Genomic DNA, 15332 nt, shown 5'->3' on the forward strand with positions numbered 1-15332 from the left:
GGCCACGACGGCCTCGATCAGGCGCCGATGTAGTCCGCGAGGTGCTTGCCGGTGAGGGTGGAGCGAGCGGCCACGAGGTCGGCGGGAGTGCCCTCGAAGACGACCCGGCCGCCGTCGTGTCCGGCGCCGGGGCCGAGGTCGACGATCCAGTCGGCGTGCGCCATGACCGCCTGGTGATGCTCGATGACGATGACCGACTTGCCGGAGTCGACGAGCCGGTCGAGCAGGCTCAGCAGCTGCTCGACATCGGCGAGGTGCAGGCCGGTGGTCGGCTCGTCGAGGATGTAGACGCCGCCCTTGTCGGCCATGTGGGTGGCCAGCTTGAGCCGCTGCCGCTCGCCGCCGGACAGCGTGGTGAGCGGCTGGCCGAGGCTGAGGTAGCCCAGCCCGACGTCGGCGAGCCTGCCGAGGATGGCGTGCGCGGCCGGCGTGCGCGCCGCACCGTCGCCGAAGAACTCCTGGGCCTCGAGCACCGACATCGCGAGCACCTCGCTGATGTCCCGCCCGCCGAGGTGATATTCCAGCACCGATGCCTGGTACCGCTTGCCCTCGCACTCCTCGCAGGGAATGGCCACACCCGCCATCATCGCCAGGTCGGTGTAGACGACGCCCGCGCCGTTGCAGGTGGGGCAGGCTCCCTCGGAGTTCGCGCTGAACAGCGCCGGCTTCACGCCGTTGGCCTTCGCGAACGCCTTGCGGATCGGGTCGAGCAGTCCGGTGTAGGTCGCCGGGTTGCTGCGCCGCGAGCCACGGATGGGCGCCTGGTCCACCGACACCACGCCCTCGCCCGTGGGAATGGACCCGTGCAGCAGCGAGCTCTTGCCGGACCCTGCCACACCGGTGACGGCGACCAGAACTCCGAGCGGAATGTCGACGTCGACGTCACGCAGGTTGTTCGCCTTCGCGCCACGGATCTCCAGCGCGCCCGTGGGTTCGCGCACCGTCTCCTTGAGGGACGCCCGGTCGTCGAAATGGCGGCCGGTGACCGTTCCGCTGGCCCGCAGCCCTTCGATGCCGCCCTCGAAGCAGACGGTGCCGCCCGCCGCGCCGGCGCCGGGGCCGAGGTCGACGACGTGATCGGCGATCGCGATCGCCTCCGGCTTGTGCTCCACGACGAGCACCGTGTTGCCCTTGTCGCGCAGCCGCAGCAGTAGATCGTTCATCCGCTGGATGTCGTGGGGGTGCAGGCCGATGGTCGGCTCGTCGAAGACGTAGGTGACGTCGGTGAGCGAGGAGCCGAGGTGGCGAATCATCTTGGTGCGCTGGGCCTCACCGCCCGACAGCGTGCCCGATGGCCGATCGAGCGAGAGGTAGCCAAGCCCGATCTCCACGAACGAGTCGAGGGTGTGCCGCAGCGCGGCCAGCAGCGGCGCCACCGACGGCTCGTCCAGGCCGCCGACCCATTCGGCCAGGTCGCTGATTTGCATCGCGCAGGCGTCGGCGATGCTGATCCCCTTGATCTTCGACGACCGAGCCGCCTCGCTCAGCCGGGTGCCGTCGCACTCGGGACAGGTGGTGAAGGTGACCGCCCGGTCCACGAAGGCGCGGATGTGCGGCTGCATCGCCTCCCGGTCCTTGGCCAGGAACGTCTTCTGGATCTTGGGGATCAGCCCCTCGTAGGTGAGGTTGACGCCCTCGACCTTCACCTTGGTCGGCTCTTTGTACAGGAAGTCCTGCATCTCCTTCTTGGTGTACTTGCGGATCGGCTTGTCCGGGTCGACGAAGCCCGACTCCGCGTAGACCCGCACCGTCCAGAAGCTGTCCGACTTCCAGCCGGGAATGGTGAACGCGCCCTCGGTGAGCGACTTGGAATCGTCGTAGAGCTGCGTGAGGTCGATATCGGACACCGAGCCCCTGCCTTCGCACCGTGGGCACATGCCGCCGGTGATGCTGAAGCTGCGGCGCTCCTTCACGGTCTTCCCGGCGCGCTCGGTCGTGACCGCGCCCGCTCCGCTGATCGAGGCGACATTGAAGGAGTACGCCTGCGGCGAGCCGATGTGCGGCTTCCCGAGCCGGCTGAAGAGGATGCGCAGCATGGCGTTGGCATCGGTCGCGGTGCCGACCGTGGAGCGCGGGTCCGAACCCATGCGTTGCTGGTCGACGATGATCGCGGTGGTCAGCCCTTCGAGCACGTCGACATCGGGCCGGGCCAGCGTCGGCATGAAGCCCTGGACGAAGGCGCTGTAGGTCTCGTTGATCAGCCGCTGCGACTCCGCGGCGATGGTGCTGAACACCAGGGAGCTCTTGCCCGAGCCGGAGACGCCGGTGAACACCGTCAGCCGTCGCTTCGGGATCTCGATGCTGACATCCTTCAAGTTGTTCTCGCGCGCGCCGTGCACGCGGATCAGATCGTGGCTGTCGGCAGCGTGCGGCGCGGGCGACCGCGTATCCGTCGTCGTGGCCGTGCTCATCGTGTCTCCCTTTGTCGGGCGGGGCCGCCTGCGCGGCCCGGGTCGGCGGCGCCTGGCTCGATTCAACCAGGTGGACCGATCCGTCTGAGTGTTTGTCGATGCGTCCGGTCCGAGACGTCGGACCAGCGGCGGGTCGCGGCCGTCACCGGGACGGGCCGGTCGTGAGGCGGCTGCGTGGGTGGCGGCTCCGTAGCCGGCGCACCGCCCACCGAGTCGCAGGCACGCGGACGTCTTCGTCACGCATGACGTGCTGCTCGGTGTGACGGTGGCCATCGCGCGGGTCGCGACCGCGCCGGGCGGCTCAGCGCAGTTGCTGGATGCGGATCAGATTGCCCGCGGGATCGCGGACGGCGCAGTCGCGGACCCCGTACGGCTGCTCGGTCGGCTCCTGGACGATCTCCGCGTCCCCGGCCACCAGTCGCTCGAAAGCGCTGTCGAGGTCTTTGGTAGCCAGAAGGATGCCGCCATAGGTGCCCTTGGCCATCATCTCGGTGATGGTGCGGCGCTCGTCATCGGTGATGCCCGGGTCGGCACCCGGAGGGTGCAGAACGATGGACGTGCCCGGCTGGTCGACGGGGCCGACCGTGAGCCAGCGCATCCCTTCGTAGCCGACGTCGTTGCGCACCTCGAAGCCGAGAAGGTCACGGTAGAAGGCGAGGGCCGCGTCCGGATCGTCGTGCGGCAGGAAGCTCGCGTGAATGGTGATGTCCATGGCAGTCAGGCTAATTGCGGCTCGGTAACCGGCGCTTCTCGATTCCTGATCGGTCTGGTCACCTGTTTCGCGACACACGAGGGAATCCCCGCCGTCGTGCGCGCGGCGTCGCGCCGGTAGACGCTGGGCGGCACGCCGACCAGCTCGGTGAAGCGCGTGCTGAAGGTGCCCAGCGACGAACAGCCGACCGCGAAACAGACCTCGGTGACGCTGAGGTCGCCGCGGCGCAGCAGCGACATCGCGCGTTCGATGCGCCGCGTCATCAGATAGGCGTACGGCGACTCGCCGTAGGCGAGCCGGAACTGGCGGCTGAGGTGCCCGGCCGATATGTGCGCGTCGCGCGCGAGCGCCTCGACGTCCAGCGGCTGCGCGTACTCCCGGTCGATGCGGTCGCGGACGCGGCGCAGCCGCGCGAGATCGTGCAGGTGCTGCGTCGCGGCGGGTCTGCTGGTCACTCACCAGATCGTGCCACATCACGGTGACAAGTGACCGCGTGGAGCCGCTGAGCCGGCCGGCTACCCCCGCCGCTACCAGAAGGTCGCCGAGAGCTCGTACTCCGCGAGCGCGGCGCGCACCAGTTCGGTGAGCCGCTCGGCGTCCAGGAGCGTCGGCGGGTGGAAACCCATCACCCGCAGCGTGATCGTTTCCCCGGTTTCGACCAGCGCGACGTACAGATTGCCGCCGCGCTCTGTCACGACGGTCGGCGAGTTCAGGCTCTGATTGACCAGTCCGAGCATCATCGCCGAGGCCGGGCGGCCGTCGATGCGGAGGATCTCGGAGTCGAGCTTGCCGAGGCTGGAACACACCGTCGAGATCGCGTCGGTGGCGGCTTGCCGGGCCAGCGCCGCGTAGCGCCCGCGCGGCAGCGCCACCGCGACCGGGACCAGCGGTGGGACATCCGGTCCACCGGCCGTGGCCGCGCTGAGCTGTTCCTTCATCACCGCGCGCAGCGGAGCTAGGTCGGCCGGTTCGCCGTCGCGCGTATCCACCTCGAAGGCGATGGAGGTCAGCGCGTTCGCGCGAAGATCATCGGCGGTGCGGGTGCTGACCGGCATCATCATGCGAACCCGGCCCTCGTCGTCGGTGCGGCCGATCGTGGTGGCGATGGACGCCATCATCGCCACCGCCAAGGTGGTGCCGGTGCCGCCCCGGCTGCGTGCCGCCGCATGCCAGAGCTGCGCCGGGACCGTCGTGGTGACCGTCGGCAGGCGGAAGTCCCGCGCGTCCTCGTCGGTAGGTCCGGTCTTGCCGCCCCGCCCGGTCACGGCCAACCGCAACGCCAGAACGGCAGCCGACGGCAACGACCGGGCGCGCCGCGCGGCATCGCGAAGATCTCCGGCCAGCAGACGCATCCGACCGAATTCGTCGCTGCGGTACGCCAACTCGAGCCGCTTGTCCGCGACCGCGTCCGTGACCGCCGCGCAGAAGGCCTGGCCGTCCGCGAGGGTGTGCGAGACCAGCAGCGACACCGCGCTTCCTCCGTTGTCGAGGTGGGTCGCCGCCAGCCGCCACGCGGGTCCGCCGAAGGTGCGCAACTCGGCATGCCCCTGCTCGGCGATCCAGGCTTCCAGATCGCCCGGAGGGATGGGCGCTTCCGCGACCTCCAGCGGGCTGAACTCGGTGCGGGTGGTCCACCGGTCCCCGGCGGCCGGGATCATCGCGGGCGCGACCGCTCTCCCCAGCCTGCCGTGCCGCAGTGCCTCGTGGAAACGCTCCAGCGCCGCCATGTCGACCGGACGGTCGTAACGCCAGACCGCCTGTATCGCCAGGGTTCCCCCTAGCGCGGAGTGCCCCCGCGCACTCACGCAATCGATATCGGTCAGGCGGTAGGTCACGCGAATCTCCCCTCGAGTTCTGGACACCGGAGCAGGTCCGCACCGGCGTCGTCGCCGCCACAACTCGCCGCTACGACGATGAGGATCGTTCGAATGTCCGGTTTCGAGCTGTTCGGCCAAACAAGAGCATTAGCCCTGGCAACGTCGTGGTCAACCCTACTGGCGGGTTCGGTGGGGGCGCCCGCGATGGGGCGCCGGAAGTGGGGCAAAAGCTACTCGTCGGTTCGCTGTCCTGCGCGAACGCGAACCTGCCCGCCAGCTGCGCGGAAACCGCGACACGGGGGTGCGAGCCGCCGAACCGGCCCGATTCGGGCGCTGGAGTTGGACGGGCGACCACTTCAGCAACGGGCTGGTGGACGAGTAACGCCCGCCGGATCGCGCCGGCGGATCAGCGGCAGGTAGTTTCGTCCACGATCTACTACAACCAGCCCGAGACACGCGCTGTGCGGCTCACGGCCGACGGCCCCGACGAACAGTCCGTCACGATACGGCTGGATCGGGTGCCTGCGTTCTGCCGCCGGATCGTGCCGGCCGCCGCCTTGGAGGGCGCGGACGCCACGTTCGGTGATGTCGGCGCGATCGAGGTCGAGGCGGTGCCGGGGATCGAGCGCGGCGTTGTCACGCGCGCGACGTTGGACGCTGCCACCGAAGAACGCACGTTGGTACTGGCCGAGATGTACCTGCGCGGCGACGTCTGGCGGTTGCGTGCGGTGGGGCAGGGGTATCCGACGGATCTCGCGACGCTGGCTCGCCACTACGGGGTGGACGTTTCGGAGTGACGCCGGGTCAGTCGTGATGCGCGCGGTGGTGGCGGAAGGCCAGACGGACGAGGTCGGCGATGTCGGGGTCGGCGATGGCGTAGACGTGACGCCTGCCGTCTTTGTGGGCGCGGACCAGCCCGGCGAGTTTGAGTTTGGCCAGATGCTGGCTCACGGCGGGTACGGAGTGGCCGATGGCGGCGGCGAGGCTGCCGACGTCGCGCTCGCCTTGCGCGAGCAGCCAGAGTATCTGCAGGCGCGCGGTGGCCGCGAGCATGCCGAAAACCGCTGCGGCGTCTTGTAATCGCTCTTCCGGGATGGGGCCCGGCGGCTCGCTGTGCTCGGTCACGTCCGCCTCCATAGCTGTCGGTAGGGTGACACGGCCGTGTCCGGCTGTGCAACCGCACGGTCGCCACCGACCGGCCGGTGCGCCGCAGGACCGAAAACCGCTGTCCTGGCCGTCATCCGGGCCGTTGGATTTCCACCGGGTGGCGCGTTGTCGAATACTTGCGCAACTGATTGACGTACCCCGATCGGCGGGTTTCTAATGATGGATGGCGCAATTCGTGCGCCGGTCGACCAACGAAGCGAGGTGAGCGGCAGATGCCGGTTGACAGTATCGACGTCTACAGCCGGGCCGCCCTCGAGAAACGGGTCGCGCCGCCGCGTCGTTGATCTGTACGCGATCGGCGGCCGGGCAACGGCGCCCTGATCGTCCTACGCGGCATCGCATTCCACATTCGTCAGCTCTTCGACGCGTTACGGCGGCGCGTGAGTGTCCGGCCGATGCGCTGGTCCTTTGTCCACGGCGCGACCGGGTTCGTCGTGGCTCGACGCTGCCCGCCCCGTGCGCGCGTCCTCTGTCCCGGAGGGGCGTGCCAGCCCCGCACGATAGTAAGTATTGGAGTCCCCGCTATGGCCACATTGCTCGAGAAAGCCCAAACATCGTCTCGGTCACGGAAACCGGAGCGTCCGCAGCAGGCGGCCTCGCTCCTGCGCTCCTTCCCCGGGCAGCGGTAGTCGATGACGACCTTTCTCAGCGCCGTGACCGCCGACCACTTCGACACCGAAGTGCTCCAGCAACACTGGATTCCACTCGCCGCCGATGACGCCGACACCGCTGCCGTGCTCCGGGAACGGCTGGGGATCGACTTCACCGCCGCCCGCAGGCAGGTCTGGGAGTCCGACAACTTCCTCTATTTCCCGGTGGTCGCCTGCTACCAGCGCGGCGAGACGATCGAATACGCGACGATCGTCTTCGCCTTGGGCGGTGAATTCCTCGTGACGCTCCAGCCGTCCGAGCATTTCGTCCCCTTCGACAAGGCGGTCGCGAAAATGCGCCGCAGCCAGGAACTCGCCGGCTCCGCACACGGGGTGATGTACGCGCTGCTGTGGGCGCTGAACGAGGCGTCGGAGCGGGTGCTCCACCACGCCGGTGACGCGCTGGAGGCGATGCACGAGGAGGTCGAGCAGGCGCTCGAACTCCATGATCGAAGCGGCACCGACATCGCTGACCTGCGCGAGGCCATGTCACGGCTGGACGCCACCGCGCGCATCGTCGCACGAACGCGCGAGACCCAGCTGCAACTGGCCCGCACCGCGCGCCACCTGATGGCCGACGCCGGGTCCGGCCACGGGAAGCTGAACGATTCCATCGGCCTCCTGCTCGCCGACATCGACGGGGTGAAGGAGCTCGCGGGCGTCGAATCAGAGAAGGCCCGCTACCTCCAGCAGTCCATGACGACCTGGCTGGGCGCGCGTCAGAACGAGGTCGTCAGGGCGTGCACCGTCGTCACCGCGGCTTTCCTGCCGCCCACGCTGATCGCGGGCTGCTACGCCATGGATCTCACCGGCATCTCCGAAATCTCCTGGCAGCTGGGTTTTTTGGTCACCACACTGCTGGCGCTGCTGGCCGCTGTGATCCCCTTGGCGTACCTGAGGAAGAAGGGCCTACTGCGCTGAATCCCCGCCCACGTGGCGACCGCTTCGTTTCCGGCGATCATTACCTCGCGCGTAATCGACGCGAGGCGCGCGGCACGGCAAGGTTGGGGTCAGCCGATCGGAGAACCTCGGATCGGTGACTGTAAACCATTACCGCACAGGAGGATTCATCATGTCGCGCTACGACGAAGCGGTCGATCGTTACTTCGCCGCGTGGAATGCCACCGACGAGGAAGTCAGGGCCGCGGCGGTCGCGGCCGCTTGGACCGAGGACGGTGGATACACCGATCCGCTCGCGGAGGTGAGCGGGCACGCCCAGCTGGCGGCGGCCATCGGAGGAGCGCAGGCGCAGTTCCCCGGCTTCGAGTTCCGCCGGGTGGGCGAGGTCGACGGCCACCACGACATCGCCCGCTTCTCCTGGGAGCTGGTCTCGGCGGCCGATGGCAGCGCCCCGGTCGCGGGCTCGGACGTGATCACCCTCGGCGCCGACGGCCGGATCACGAGTGTGCACGGCTTCCTCGACCGGGTGCCCTCGGCGTAGCCCGCGGGCCATTCCGCGACACGCCCGGCAGGCCGCAGTCCGGTTTGCGCCTGCGGCGAACACGGTGCGTCGTCCACGCCACGGGGGCATCCTGGACGTCAGGAGTGCAGTTCCGGCGAACAGGGTGGTGGTCGGCGTGGACAACGCCGCGATGGATGCCTACTCCCGCACCGTGATCGCGGTGGCGGCGTCGGTGACCCCGCACGTGGCCAGTGTGCGGACCAGGCGGGGGAGCGGATCGGCGGTGGTCTTCACCGACGACGGATTCCTGCTGACGAATGCGCACGTCGTCGGCGTGGCGAGCGGGGGAGAGGTGGTCTTCGCCGACGGAGTGGAATCCCGGTTCGAAGTGGTCGGGGTTGATCCGCTGTCGGATCTGGCCGTGCTGCGCGCTCGCGATGGTGCGCCGGGCGCGGTGCCGCTCGGGGACGCCGACCGATTGGTGGTCGGTCAGCTGGTGGTGGCGGTCGGCAGCCCGCTCGGCCTGGCGGGTTCGGTGACGGCGGGCGTGGTGAGCGCGCTCGGGCGCGCGGTTCCGGTGGCGTCTCGCCGCGCCGGGCGGGTGATCGAGGACGTGATCCAGACCGACGCCGCGCTGAACCCCGGTAATTCCGGTGGCGCCCTGTCGGATTCGGCGGGCCGGGTGGTCGGCATCAATACCGCGGTCGCGGGCATCGGGCTCGGCCTGGCCATCCCGATAAACGCGACGACGCGCCGGATCATCGGCACGCTGCACGCCGAGGGACGCGTCCGGCGCGCCTACCTCGGCTTGGTCGGCGTGCCCGCGCCGCTGCCCGAGCCGGTCGCCGCGCGCACCGGGCAGGCCGCCGGAGTGCGCATCGTCGAGGTGGTCCGCGGCGGCCCCGCCGAACAGGCCGGGCTGCGCCGCGGTGATCTGGTGCTGAGCGTGGCCCGGTCGGAAGTGCGTGACGCCCAGGGCATACAGCGACAGTTGTTCGCCGAGGCGATCGGCGTGCAACTGCCCGTCACCGTGCTGCGCAACGGGGCCATGGTGGACGTGATCGCGGTCCCGGTGGAATTGGCGGCGGACTGAGCGCGGGCCTAGTCGGCGGCCGGGACCGGCTCGGCGGCGGGCGTCGGCGCAGGTGACTCTGTCTTCCATCGCGCGTCGACGACCAAACCGCCCAGGCCGACGGCGAGGCAGACGCCGGACAGCGCCAGCATCGCCGGATGGGTCGCCCCGGTGAGCGCGTCACCGAGGATGACGGTCCCGATGGTGCCGGGCAGTACGCCGAGCACCGTGGCGATCAGGTAGGGCCAGAACCGGATCGACGACAACCCGCAGCAATAGTTGATCACCGAGAACGGCACCGCCGCGATGAGCCGCAGCGAGCCCACCGCCAGCCAGCCCCGGCGTGCGAGACGTTCATCGATCGCGCGCACCGCGGGGTGGGTGAGCCGGGCGGCCACCTGATCGCGATCGAGCGCGCGCACGAGCAGGATCGCCAGTACCGCGCTGACGGTCGTCGCCCCCACCGCCAGCGTGATGCCCAGCAGCGGGCCGAACAGCAGTCCGGCGCTCACGGTGAAGACGGTGCGTGGGATCGGCGCCACCGTCACCAAGGCGTGGACCAGGAAGAACAGCAGCGGAAAGACGGGGCCGACGGATGTCGCCCAGTCCTGCACCTGGCGGGGCGACGGCAGCGGAACCAGCAGGGCCGCGCCGAACAACGCGACCGCGCCGACGATCAGCGCGACGATACGCGGGTCCCGGAGCAGCCTGGTCATCCGCGACAGGTTACCGGTTGGTAGTGGCGGGCAGGATCAACCGGCTGGGAATCCGCCCGCTAGCATCAGAGGAGCGGGACGAATGCCCGTTAACCGAAGTAGTCGCTGAGCTGGGCGAATGTGAGGGTATCGGGCGCACACTGCCGGTGCGCCCGTGTTGAGGAAGAGGAACAGCAAGCTATGCCGATTGCTTCAGATTCCGGGGCCGATCCGGTGCCCGAATACGCCGCGTGGCGCAAGGGCGTTGCCGGGGTGCTGGCCAAGGCTCGCCGCGTCGATGTCGGCGAACTTCCCGAGGAGCCGGAGCGGCTGCTCGACGAGACCACCTACGACGGGCTGACCGTCGCCCCGCTCTACACCCGGCGCGACGAGTTGCCCGAACAGCCCCTGCCGGGAACTTTCCCCTTCGTTCGCGGCCGCGACGCCACCCGGGATGTACACCGCGGCTGGTTCGTCAGCGCGCAGTTCGCCCAGCGCGACGCCGCGGCGGCCAACCGGGAGATCCTGGCCGCGCTGGAGAACGGGATCAGCGCGATCTGGCTCGGCGTCGGCGAGCGTGGCGTGCCGGTGGCGGAGCTGCCGACCGCGCTGAACGGCCTGCTGTTCGAATTGGCCCCCCTTACGCTGGACGCGGGCAGCGACGTCGCGGACGCGGCGGACCAGGTGTTCGCGGTGCTCGACGGCTACGCCGCGCCCGCTCGCGAGGACATCCGCGTTTCCCTCGGCGCCGCACCCTTGACCAGCCGCTTCGCCGACCTTCCCGATACCGGTCTCGCCGAGGCCGTCGCGCTGGCCGGACGGGCCGCCGGACGGCCGGAAACGGTTCGCGCGATCACCGTGGACGGCACCGCCTTCCACGACGCGGGCTCCTCCGACGCGCAGGAACTGGGCGCGGCCGTCGCCGCGGGCCTGGCCTATCTGCGGGCGCTGACCGAGAGCGTCGACATCGCCGACGCGCTGGAACAGTTGGAGTTCCGGTTCGCGGCCACCGATGATCAGTTCGCCACCATCGCGAAGCTCCGTGCCGGCAGGCAGCTCTGGGCGCGGGTCGCGCAGGTCTGCGGCGCCCCGGATTTCGGCGGCGCGCCGCAACACGCGGTCACTTCGGCCGCCATGATGAGCCGACGTGATCCCTGGGTGAACATGCTGCGCACCACCCTCGCCGCGTTCGGCGCGGGCATCGGCGGGGCCGACACGGTGACGGTGCTGCCGTTCGACTCCGCCCTGCCGCCCGGTGAGCTGGGCGTCTCGAAGTCGTTCGCCGACCGGATGGCTCGCAACACCCAGTTGCTGCTGCTCGAGGAATCGCATCTCGGCCACGTGCTCGACCCGGGTGCGGGCTCCTGGTACGTCGAGGACCTCACCGCCGCGCTGGCGGCGAAGGCGTGGGAGTTCCTCCAGGAGATCGAGGCGGCCGGTGGCTACCTCGCCGCGCTGGAGTCCGGTCTGCTCGCCGAGCGCGTCGCCGCGACGAAGGACGCCCGGGATGCCGATGTCGCGCACCGCAAGACCGCCGTCACCGGCGTGAACGAATTCCCGAACCTGGCCGAACAGCCGTTGTCCGAGGCGGCGCGGCAGGCGGGCCGGGTCGCTCGCTACGGCGCCGCGTTCGAGCAGTTGCGCGACCGCTCCGACGCCTACCTCGCCGAACTCGGCGCGCGGCCGAAAGCGCTGCTGGTGCCGCTCGGTTCGGTGGCGGAGCACAACGTGCGGGTCACCTTCATCGCGAACCTGCTGGCCTCCGGCGGCATCGAGTCGATCAACCCCGGGCCGCTCGCGGTGGACGGCATCGCCGCCGCGGCCACCGAAGCCGGGGCGCCGATCGCGGTCCTGTGCGGGTCGGATGCGCGCTACGGATCCGAAGCCGGTGCGGCGGTGGAGCAATTGCGTGCCGCCGGCGTGGGAACGGTGCTGCTGGCGGGTTCGGCGAAGGCCGTCGCCGACCTCGACGACGCGCGCCGCCCGGACGGATTCCTCGCCGCGCGCATCGACGCCGTAGCCGCACTGTCCGGCCTGCTGGAGAAGGTGGGAGCCTGATGACTACTCGTGAGATCAAGCATGTGATCGGCAGTTTCGCCGATGTGCCGCTGGCCGAGCGCGCGCCGGAGCCTGCCGGGGTGGACGCGGCGCAGGTGACCGAGTACGTCCGCGCGGCAGCGGCGGCCAACCGGTACGCACCCGAGCAACTGGTGTGGTCGACGCCCGAAGGCATCGATGTGCCGCCGGTGTTCACCAAGGCCGACCGGGACGCCGTTGCCGCCGAAGGGTATCCACTCGACAGCGTGCCCGGTGTCGCGCCGTTCGTGCGCGGGCCGTACCCGACGATGTACGTCAACCAGCCGTGGACCATCCGCCAGTACGCGGGCTTCTCCACCGCCGCGGATTCGAACGCCTTCTACCGGCGCAATCTGCAGGCGGGCCAGAAAGGCCTGTCGGTCGCGTTCGATCTGGCGACCCACCGCGGCTACGACTCCGATCACCCGCGCGTGCAAGGTGACGTCGGCATGGCGGGCGTCGCGATCGACTCGATCCTGGACATGCGCCAGCTGTTCGACCACATCCCGCTGGACCAGGTCAGCGTCTCGATGACGATGAACGGCGCCGTGCTGCCGATCCTGGCGCTGTACGTCGTCGCCGCCGAGGAGCAGGGTGTCGCGCCCGAGCAGCTGGCCGGAACCATTCAGAACGACATTCTGAAGGAGTTCATGGTCCGCAACACCTACATCTACCCGCCGAAGCCCTCGATGCGGATCATCTCCGACATCTTCGCCTACACCAGCGCGAAGATGCCGAAGTTCAACTCGATCTCCATCTCCGGCTACCACATCCAGGAGGCGGGCGCGACCGCCGACCTGGAGCTGGCCTACACCCTCGCCGACGGTGTCGAGTACATCCGCGCGGGCATCGACGCGGGCATGGAGGTCGACAAGTTCGCGCCGCGCCTGTCGTTTTTCTGGGCCATCGGCATGAACTTCTTCATGGAGGTCGCCAAGCTGCGCGCCGGGCGCCTGCTGTGGAGCGAGCTGGTCGCGAAGTTCAACCCGAAGAGCGCGAAATCGCTGTCGCTGCGTACTCATTCGCAGACCTCCGGCTGGTCGCTCACCGCGCAGGACGCCTACAACAACGTCGCGCGCACCTGCATCGAGGCGATGGCCGCCACCCAGGGGCACACCCAGTCGCTGCACACCAACGCGCTCGACGAGGCGCTGGCGCTGCCGACGGACTTCTCCGCCCGCATCGCCCGCAACACCCAGCTGTTGATCCAGCAGGAGTCCAACACCACCCGTCCGATCGACCCGTGGGGCGGTTCGTACTACGTCGAGTGGCTCACCCACCAGCTGGCCAACCGCGCCCGCGCGCATATCGCGGAGGTGGAGGCGCACGGCGGTATGGCGCAGGCGATCGGCGAGGGCATCCCGAAGCTGCGTATCGAGGAGGCCGCCGCGCGTACCCAGGCGCGCATCGACACCGGCCAGCAGCCGGTGATCGGCGTCAACAAGTACCAGGTGGAAGAGGACCAGCAGGTCGAGGTCCTCAAGGTCGAGAACTCGCGGGTGCGCGCCGAGCAGATCGAGAAGCTGCGGCGGCTGCGGACCGAGCGCGATCCCGACGCCGTGCGGCGGGCGCTGGCCGAATTGACCCGTGCCGCGGCCTCCTCCGAGGGTGGCATGGCGAACAACCTGCTCGCGCTGGCGATCGACGCGGCCAGGGCCAAGGCCACCGTCGGCGAGATCTCCGATGCGCTGGAGCAGGTGTACGGACGGCACCAGGCCGAAATCCGTACGCTCTCCGGCGTGTACCGCGACGAGGCAGGAAAGGTCACCAACATCACCAAGGCGAGCGAGCTGGTCGAGGAATTCGCCGAGGTCGAGGGCCGCAGGCCGCGCATCCTCGTCGCGAAGATGGGCCAGGACGGCCACGACCGGGGACAGAAGGTGATCGCCACGGCCTTCGCCGACCTCGGCTTCGACGTCGACGTGGGCCCGCTGTTCCAGACCCCGGAAGAGGTGGCGCAGCAGGCGGCCGACAACGACGTGCACGTCGTCGGGGTGTCGTCGCTGGCGGCGGGCCACCTCACGCTGGTGCCCGCCCTGCGGCAGGCGCTGGCCGATGTCGGACGCCCCGACATCATGGTCATCGTCGGCGGCGTGATCCCGCCCGGTGACTTCGAGGAGCTCTACCAGGCGGGCGCCGCGGCGATCTTCCCGCCCGGCACGGTGATCGCGGACGCGGCGATCGACCTGCTGAAGAAGCTCGGCGCCGAACTCGGTCACGAACTCGGCAGCGGCGCCACGGATTCCGCCGCGACGGAATGAGCGAAGCCGGTTCCGCGGCGCGCGCCACCCCGAAGGCGGCCGCGCGCCGCACGATCGACGTCGACGCCCTGGCCGCGGCGGTCCGCGCCAACGAGCGGGCCGCCCTGGCGCGGGCGATCACGTTGGTGGAGTCCACCAGGGCCGATCACCGGGCGCTGGCGCAGCAACTGCTGCTGAAGGTTGCGCCGGAGGCGGGCGCCGGGGGCGCGCCCTCCAACCGCGTCGGCATCACGGGCGTTCCGGGCGTCGGCAAGTCGACCTTCATCGACGCGCTCGGGATGTATCTGATCGGGCAGGGCCACCGGGTCGCGGTGCTCGCGGTCGACCCGTCCTCGACCCGGACCGGTGGCTCCATCCTGGGCGACAAGACCAGGATGGCGCGATTGTCGGTGGAACGCGACGCCTACATCCGGCCTTCGCCCACCGCGGGCACACTCGGCGGCGTCGCCAAGGCGACGCGGGAGACCATCGCGCTGCTCGAGGCGGCGGGCTACGACGTGATCCTGGTCGAGACGGTCGGGGTGGGTCAGTCGGAGGTCACGGTCGCGAACATGGTCGACGTCTTCTGCTTCCTGACCCTGGCCCGGACCGGCGATCAGCTGCAAGGCATCAAGAAGGGCGTGCTCGAACTCGCCGATCTGGTCGCGGTGAACAAGGCCGACGGCAAACATCAGATCGAGGCGAAGGCCGCCGCCCGGGAACTCGCGGGTGCGCTGCGCCTGATCCATCCGCACGACGCGCTGTGGCGGCCGCCGGTGCTGACCATGAGCGGGCTGGAAGGCGTCGGTCTGGACCGGTTCTGGGACACGGTGCTCGAACACCGTCGTGTGCTCACCGACGCCGGTGAGTTCGCCGAGAAGCGGCGTCGCCAGCAGGTCGATTGGACCTGGACCATGGTGCACGACCAGTTGCTGCGCAGGCTCGCGGACAACCCGGAGGTGAAAGCCATTCGGACGCAGGTGGAAAAACAGGTCCGCGACGGCACCCTGACGGCCGCGCTCGCCGCCGAGGAACTGCTGCGCGCGTTCGACGGACGCTGACCTGCCATAGCCGCCGGTCGTGCGGCATC

General features: G+C 69.7%; 13 protein-coding genes. 7 read left to right on the forward strand and 6 right to left on the reverse strand.

The window, feature by feature from the left end; genetic code table 11:
* Positions 1-17: 17 nt before the first annotated feature.
* The 4 genes from ABZ420_RS13250 to ABZ420_RS13265 form a co-directional block, all read right to left on the reverse strand.
* Entirely contained in the window at positions 18-2411 is a 2394-nt protein-coding gene (locus tag ABZ420_RS13250; protein ID WP_357121270.1) for an excinuclease ABC subunit UvrA, read from the reverse strand.
* A gap of 301 nt (positions 2412-2712) precedes the next feature.
* Positions 2713-3123: a VOC family protein gene (locus ABZ420_RS13255; protein WP_062967434.1), complete on the reverse strand. Its 411-nt coding sequence runs from the start codon at positions 3121-3123 to the stop codon at positions 2713-2715.
* A gap of 5 nt (positions 3124-3128) precedes the next feature.
* Positions 3129-3578: a helix-turn-helix transcriptional regulator gene (locus tag ABZ420_RS13260; RefSeq protein WP_040866561.1), complete on the reverse strand. Its 450-nt coding sequence runs from the start codon at positions 3576-3578 to the stop codon at positions 3129-3131.
* 72 nt (positions 3579-3650) lie between these two features.
* Complete coding sequence (locus ABZ420_RS13265; protein WP_357121273.1) at positions 3651-4958, reverse strand: hypothetical protein; 1308 nt, start codon at positions 4956-4958, stop codon at positions 3651-3653.
* Between the two features lie 200 nt (positions 4959-5158).
* On the opposite strand from ABZ420_RS13265, the gene ABZ420_RS13270 reads away from it, so the two are divergent.
* Positions 5159-5737, forward strand: a complete 579-nt coding sequence (locus ABZ420_RS13270) for a TerD family protein (protein WP_357121276.1) — start codon at positions 5159-5161, stop codon at positions 5735-5737.
* A gap of 7 nt (positions 5738-5744) precedes the next feature.
* Here the strand turns inward: ABZ420_RS13270 and ABZ420_RS13275 are convergent, their stop codons facing one another.
* Positions 5745-6065, reverse strand: a complete 321-nt coding sequence (locus ABZ420_RS13275) for a metalloregulator ArsR/SmtB family transcription factor (RefSeq protein ID WP_357121279.1) — start codon at positions 6063-6065, stop codon at positions 5745-5747.
* A gap of 674 nt (positions 6066-6739) precedes the next feature.
* Here ABZ420_RS13275 and ABZ420_RS13280 point away from each other — a divergent pair.
* From ABZ420_RS13280 to ABZ420_RS13290, 3 genes are all read left to right on the forward strand, one after another.
* Positions 6740-7678 (forward strand): CorA family divalent cation transporter, encoded by a 939-nt coding sequence (locus ABZ420_RS13280; RefSeq protein WP_357121282.1) that lies wholly within the window; start codon positions 6740-6742, stop codon positions 7676-7678.
* A gap of 151 nt (positions 7679-7829) precedes the next feature.
* Positions 7830-8198, forward strand: coding sequence for a nuclear transport factor 2 family protein (locus ABZ420_RS13285; protein WP_357121285.1), 369 nt, complete (start codon positions 7830-7832; stop codon positions 8196-8198).
* A gap of 151 nt (positions 8199-8349) precedes the next feature.
* Entirely contained in the window at positions 8350-9252 is a 903-nt protein-coding gene (locus ABZ420_RS13290; protein WP_357121603.1) for a trypsin-like peptidase domain-containing protein, read from the forward strand.
* Between the two features lie 8 nt (positions 9253-9260).
* Here ABZ420_RS13290 and ABZ420_RS13295 read toward each other — a convergent pair whose 3' ends face one another.
* Complete coding sequence (locus tag ABZ420_RS13295; protein ID WP_357121288.1) at positions 9261-9947, reverse strand: TVP38/TMEM64 family protein; 687 nt, start codon at positions 9945-9947, stop codon at positions 9261-9263.
* 180 nt (positions 9948-10127) lie between these two features.
* Here ABZ420_RS13295 and ABZ420_RS13300 point away from each other — a divergent pair, with 180 nt between their 5' ends.
* The 3 genes from ABZ420_RS13300 to meaB are packed head-to-tail and all read left to right on the forward strand — an operon-like array spanning position 10128 to position 15303.
* Entirely contained in the window at positions 10128-11984 is a 1857-nt protein-coding gene (locus ABZ420_RS13300) for a methylmalonyl-CoA mutase family protein (RefSeq protein WP_357121291.1), read from the forward strand.
* Positions 11984-14263, forward strand: a complete 2280-nt coding sequence (scpA, locus tag ABZ420_RS13305; RefSeq protein ID WP_357121294.1) for a methylmalonyl-CoA mutase — start codon at positions 11984-11986, stop codon at positions 14261-14263. Before ABZ420_RS13300 ends, scpA begins: the two co-directional genes overlap by 1 nt.
* On the forward strand, positions 14260-15303 hold the full coding sequence (gene meaB / locus ABZ420_RS13310) for a methylmalonyl Co-A mutase-associated GTPase MeaB (RefSeq protein ID WP_357121297.1): 1044 nt from the start codon (positions 14260-14262) through the stop codon (positions 15301-15303). The genes scpA and meaB overlap by 4 nt, the downstream gene beginning before the upstream one ends.
* Positions 15304-15332: the final 29 nt, after the last annotated feature.

The organism is Nocardia sp. NPDC005745 (assembly GCF_040630775.1).
Classification (GTDB): Bacteria; Actinomycetota; Actinomycetes; order Mycobacteriales; family Mycobacteriaceae; genus Nocardia.

What these genes read in the sequence shown, in the direction of transcription:
- ABZ420_RS13250 (WP_357121270.1), bottom strand. Translation starts at nt 2,411, where the DNA reads ATGAGCACGGCCACGACGACGGATACGCGGTCGCCCGCGCCGCACGCT.
- ABZ420_RS13255 (WP_062967434.1), bottom strand. Translation starts at nt 3,123, where the DNA reads ATGGACATCACCATTCACGCGAGCTTCCTGCCGCACGACGATCCGGAC.
- ABZ420_RS13280 (WP_357121282.1), top strand. Translation starts at nt 6,740, where the DNA reads ATGACGACCTTTCTCAGCGCCGTGACCGCCGACCACTTCGACACCGAA.
- ABZ420_RS13285 (WP_357121285.1), top strand. Translation starts at nt 7,830, where the DNA reads ATGTCGCGCTACGACGAAGCGGTCGATCGTTACTTCGCCGCGTGGAAT.
- ABZ420_RS13290 (WP_357121603.1), top strand. Translation starts at nt 8,350, where the DNA reads ATGGATGCCTACTCCCGCACCGTGATCGCGGTGGCGGCGTCGGTGACC.
- ABZ420_RS13295 (WP_357121288.1), bottom strand. Translation starts at nt 9,947, where the DNA reads ATGACCAGGCTGCTCCGGGACCCGCGTATCGTCGCGCTGATCGTCGGC.
- ABZ420_RS13300 (WP_357121291.1), top strand. Translation starts at nt 10,128, where the DNA reads ATGCCGATTGCTTCAGATTCCGGGGCCGATCCGGTGCCCGAATACGCC.
- scpA (WP_357121294.1), top strand. Translation starts at nt 11,984, where the DNA reads ATGACTACTCGTGAGATCAAGCATGTGATCGGCAGTTTCGCCGATGTG.
- meaB (WP_357121297.1), top strand. Translation starts at nt 14,260, where the DNA reads ATGAGCGAAGCCGGTTCCGCGGCGCGCGCCACCCCGAAGGCGGCCGCG.